This window comes from Streptomyces sp. NPDC005195, assembly GCF_040608315.1.
Classification (GTDB): domain Bacteria; phylum Actinomycetota; class Actinomycetes; order Streptomycetales; family Streptomycetaceae; genus Streptomyces; species Streptomyces kaempferi.
Genome location: NZ_JBEXHZ010000159.1, coordinates 1 through 4,825 on the forward strand (window position 1 = coordinate 1; position 4,825 = coordinate 4,825).

The 4,825-nt window shown below is 68.7% G+C and carries 3 protein-coding genes and 1 pseudogene; 2 read left to right on the top strand and 2 right to left on the bottom strand.

What is annotated here, in order from left to right; genetic code table 11:
- Both ABZV34_RS37140 and lpdA read left to right on the top strand, forming a co-directional pair.
- Positions 1-983, top strand: a 983-nt coding sequence (locus ABZV34_RS37140; RefSeq protein ID WP_356286994.1) for a 2-oxo acid dehydrogenase subunit E2, incomplete at its 5' end; no start/stop codon positions are given.
- A gap of 34 nt (positions 984-1,017) precedes the next feature.
- Positions 1,018-2,397, top strand: coding sequence for a dihydrolipoyl dehydrogenase (gene lpdA, locus ABZV34_RS37145; RefSeq protein ID WP_356286997.1), 1,380 nt, complete (start codon positions 1,018-1,020; stop codon positions 2,395-2,397).
- Between the two features lie 240 nt (positions 2,398-2,637).
- Here the strand turns inward: lpdA and ABZV34_RS37150 are convergent, their stop codons facing one another.
- Together ABZV34_RS37150 and ABZV34_RS37155 are read right to left on the bottom strand one after the other, a co-directional pair.
- Complete coding sequence (locus ABZV34_RS37150) at positions 2,638-3,693, bottom strand: aldo/keto reductase (protein WP_356287000.1); 1,056 nt, start codon at positions 3,691-3,693, stop codon at positions 2,638-2,640.
- A 225-nt stretch (positions 3,694-3,918) separates the two neighbouring features.
- Positions 3,919-4,825: pseudogene (locus ABZV34_RS37155) on the bottom strand (transposase); the annotation flags it as partial.

Below are 4,825 nucleotides of genomic sequence, written 5' to 3' on the forward strand. Positions count from 1 at the left end.
GGGCGGCTTCCACGCCCTCGGCGCCGGCGCCGGAAGAGTCGGCGCCGCAGGCAGGCACGATCGCTCCGGCGCCCGCCGAGGCGGCGCGGGACAGGAGCGAGCGCATCTTCGCCAGCCCGCTGGCGCGACGTGTCGCGCGCGAGCTCGAAGTCGATCTGAACGATGTGGTGGGCAGCGGCCCGCACGGACGAATCCGCCGGTCCGACATCGAGGCATCGGTCGTCGGACGGGCGGAGTCGGCGGCGACGTTGCCCGTGAACGCCGACGGGGATGTCCCGCGTACCGGGACGCCGGCGGTCGATGCACGCTTTGTGGACGTGCCCAACACCCGGATGCGGGGGGCCATCGCCCGCCGGCTGACGGAGAGCAAGCAGAACACGCCGCACTTCTATCTGCGCGGCGGGGCACGCGTCGACGCATTGCTTGAGCTGCGGCAGCAGATCAACGCCGGCCGGGACGTGAAGGTGTCGATCAACGACCTGCTCATCAAGGCCGTCGCCTCGGCGCACGTGGGCGTTCCCGCGATGAACGTGCAGTGGAACGGCACCTCGATCCGCCACTTCTCGGATGTCGACATCGCCGTGGCCGTCGCCACCGACGGCGGCCTGCTCACCCCGGTGATCCGCGGCGTGGACTCCCTGTCGATGAGCGGCGTCGCCACGGCGACGAAGGACCTGATCGCCCGTGCGAAGGAGCGCCGGCTCCGGCAGGACGAACTGGAAGGCGGCACGATCACGATCACGAACCTCGGCATGTACGGAACCGAGGACTTCGCAGCGATCATCAACCCGCCACAGGCCGCGATCCTGGCCGTCGGCGCGGCGCGGCAGGAGGCAGTCGTCGAGGAGGGCGCGGTCGTCGTCGCCTCCGTTCTGCGTCTCACCCTCGCCGTCGACCATCGTTCGGTGGACGGCGCCACCGCGGCCGAGTGGATGAAGGCGTTCACGGACGTGCTCGAACACCCGCTCCGGATCCTGCTGTGAGTACTGGCGTACGCGAGGACAAGGGGAACGCACCATGACCCAGACCACTTTCGACCTCGTGATCCTCGGCGGCGGATCAGGCGGCTATGCGGCCGCGATGCGGGGTGCGCAACTGGGGTTCAGCGTTGCCCTTGTCGAAGAGGACAAGCTCGGCGGCACGTGTCTGCACAGCGGCTGCATCCCCACCAAGGCTCTGCTGCACGCCGCCGAGGTCGCGGACGTATCGAGACAGGCCGCGTCGGTCGGTGTCCGCGCCTCCTTCGAGGGCATCGACCTGCCCAGGTTGTACGCCTATCGCGACGACGTCGTCGACCGTCTGTACAAGGGGCTGCAAGGACTCGTCGCCAGCCGTGACGTGACACTGGTCCAGGGACACGGACGCCTCGTGTCACCGACGGCGGTGCAGGTCGGCGAGGTGACCTACTCCGCGGCGCGGGCCGTGGTCCTGGCCACCGGGTCCATCGCCCGCAGCCTGCCCGGACTCGAGTTCGGCGGACGGGTCCTCTCGTCGACGGAAGCGCTCTCTCTGCCGGAGCTTCCGCGCAGTGCGATCATCCTGGGCGGTGGCGTCATCGGGGTCGAGTTCGCGAGCCTGTGGCGATCGTTCGGAGTCGACGTCACGATCGTCGAGGCACTGCCGGGCCTGGTTCCGAACGAAGACCGGTCCTGTGGCAAGGCCCTGGAACGTGCCTTTCGGCGACGTGGAGTCGCTGTGCGTACCGGGGTTCGGGTCGATGCCGTCGAGCAGAACGCGAGCGGGGTGGTGGTCAGCCTCGAGGCGGGTGAACCTCTTGAGGCCGAGATCCTGCTTGTCGCGGTCGGTCGCGGACCCCGCACGGCCGGCATGGGCTTCGAGGAGGTCGGTGTGACGTTGGATCGTGGGTTCGTCCAGGTCGACGACAGCCTTCGCACCCAGGTACCCGGTGTTTTCGCCGTCGGGGACGTCGTCGATGGTCTCCAGCTCGCGCATCGGGGTTTCCAGCACGGCATATTCGTCGCGGAGGAGATCGCGGGTCTTGCCCCGGCACCGGTCGCCGACTCCTACATCCCCCGCGTCATCTACTCCGACCCGGAAGTCGCGTCTGTCGGCCTCACGGAGGCGCAGGCCAAGGAGAAGTTCGGTGCCGACCGGGTGGAGAGCATCGAGTACAACCTGGCCGGCAACGGCAAGAGCCAGATCATCGGTACGTCCGGCTTCGTGAAATTGGTTCGTGACAAGGACGGTCCGGTAGTGGGTGTCCACATCGTCGGTGCGAGGGCGGGCGAACTCATCGCGGAGGCACAGCTCGTGGTCGCCTGGGAAGCTCATCCGGGCGATGTCGCGCCTCTCGTGCACGCGCATCCGAGCCAGAACGAGGCATTGGGGGAGGCATTCCTCGCTCTCGCGGGCAAATCCTTGCATGCGCACGGATGAAGCCCGGGACATAGCTTCCCGGGCAGGTGCAGGGATTGGCTCATGCCTGTAAAGACCGGACGCCGCCTGGGCGTGTGCCATGGAGGTGGTGAGGGCGTCGTGCAAGGCCGGTGAGTGGTCGGCGAGGGCGGTGACGACCTCGCCGACCACGGCAACGAGGGCCGGTGGCACGGCAGATGGCGCGGACACGCGACGTGGTGACGTCGCTGTCGTGGCGGCACTGCCAAGAGGGCGGGTAAGTCACGATGCGGCCCGCTCGTCCGTCGGGCGGCGGCGGAGGCCTGTGTCCGTGAGAGTGGGTGGCTTCCATGCGCCGTCGGGGTGGTAGAGGTTCATGCCGGGCGGCACGATCTCGTCGATGCGGTCGAGAGCCGAATCGTCCAGGACCACCGGAGTTCCCTTCAGGAGCGCCTCCCACTGTTCCGCCGTGCGAGGGCCGACGATGACCGAGGTGACGGCAGGATGGGCGAGCGGGAAGGCGACTGCCAACTCCGGGAGGCTGCAGCCGATGTCCGCAGCCAGTTCGGCGAGTTTGCCGGCCGCCTCCAACTTGGTGATGTTCTCCGGGATGGACGGGTCGAAGCGGCCGGGGTTCAACCGCGCGCGCCCGCTGCTGAGATCGACCGTCCGCCCCGCCCGGTAGCGGCCACTCAGGAAGCCCGAGGCAAGCGGGCTCCACGTCAGCACCCCCATCCCGTACCGCCGAGCCGTCGGCAGCACCGAGGCCTCCACGCCGCGTGCGAGGACCGAGTACGGGGGCTGTTCGGTCCGGAAGCGCTGGAGACCGCGTCGCTCCGCCACGTGCTGCGCCTGCGCGATCTCCTCGGCCGGGAACGTCGACGACCCGAACGCCCGGATCTTCCCTGCTTGCACCAGGTCGCCGAGAACCCCGAGTGTCTCCTCGATGTCCGTGGTGTGATCCGGGCGGTGCACCTGGTAGAGGTCGATCCATTCGGTGTCCAGCCGCCGCAGACTCGCCTCCACGGCTTGGGTGATCCAGCGCCGGGAGTTCCCGCTGCGGTTCCTTCCCTCGCCCATCTGGAAGTGGACCTTCGTCGCGAGTACGGCCTCATCCCGCCGCCCGGATGCCCGCAGCGCCTTTCCGACGATGACCTCGGACTCGCCGGCCGAGTACATGTCCGCGGTGTCGATGAAGTTGACGCCCGCGTCCATGGCGGCGTGGATGATCCGGGCACTGTCCTCGTGGTCGGGGTTGCCGACCGAGCCGAACATCATCGTGCCCAGGCAGTAGGTGCTCACTTCGATGCCGGTGCGGCCGAGTGTGCGGTAACGCATGCTGTCTTTCCTCACTGTCGGGTCACCGTGGTGCGGCGCATCCTAGGAGCTGGAGTGCGCTCGATGGCAAGGGAGTTGGGACCCTCACGCCTCTGAGGTGGTCGAGTGGACGTGAGTTTGCGGGTTGTCCTGGGTGGATCCGTGACTCCAGCAGCCGCGAAGCGAGAACTGGGGTCTTCAGTTGGGCCATGGCTTGCTCACGCGGCAGCCGACTGAGCTTGATTTTTATCCTCGCTGCTGTTTCAGGCGGACGTGTCTGGTGAGGGTTTCGGCTCGTTTCACGGTCTTCCCGGGCTCGTAGCGTGGGGCTGGCCTGCGGTTTTGTGAGCCTGCTGGACGCCCGGAGCCTGGTCGGGAGGGTTTGGGCACAGTTGCGGGACGGGTGGTCTTCGCGCGGAGGTTCCTGAACGCGCGGCGGACCCGGGCCGGGGTGAGCCGACGGGGCTCGCTGGGTCGCTCCCAGGGCCGGTGGAGGTCCTCGGCGAGGGGGCGGGCGAGGCGGAGTTGGGTGTGGGCGGCGATGATCAGCCAGGTCCACAGGTCCACAGGTCGGCGGTCGCGGGGTCGCGGACCTTCGGCACGGTCCGGCCCAGGGTCTGCTTGAACAGCCGGAAGGTGTGTTCAAGATCGAAGCGGCGGAGGAACGCCTGCCGGCGCACATTGGCATCGTCGCTGGTCAAGCCGGTGTGTGAGGACCACAGTCAGACCGGCTTCGGGTCGCGGTCGCCGGGCAGGTGTTCGACCTTCAGCCGGATCAACGTGCCGTGGATCAGCGGGAGTTCACCGCAGTGGTCGAGCCAGGAGCCACGGGTGGTCAGGCGGGGGTGCATCCGGTCCCAGGCGAGGGCTTCGGCCCGGCCGTAGCGGTTGGTGTCGCAGGTGGTGGCCTGGTCGGGGGTGTGCCAGGAGTCCGGTTTCGAGAAGGTCAGGACGCCGCCGTGCTTGCGGGGCTGCCCGCCGCGCGGGGTGGAACGGCGCGGGCCGGCGTCACGGAGCATGACCCGGTCCGAGCGCAGCCGGCCGACCAGCTCGACGGGCAGATCCGACAGGACGTGGGCGAGGCGGGTGACGTCGTAGCCGGAGTCCATCACGATGAGGATGTCCGCGTCGCCGGGCCGCCACTGCCCGGCCC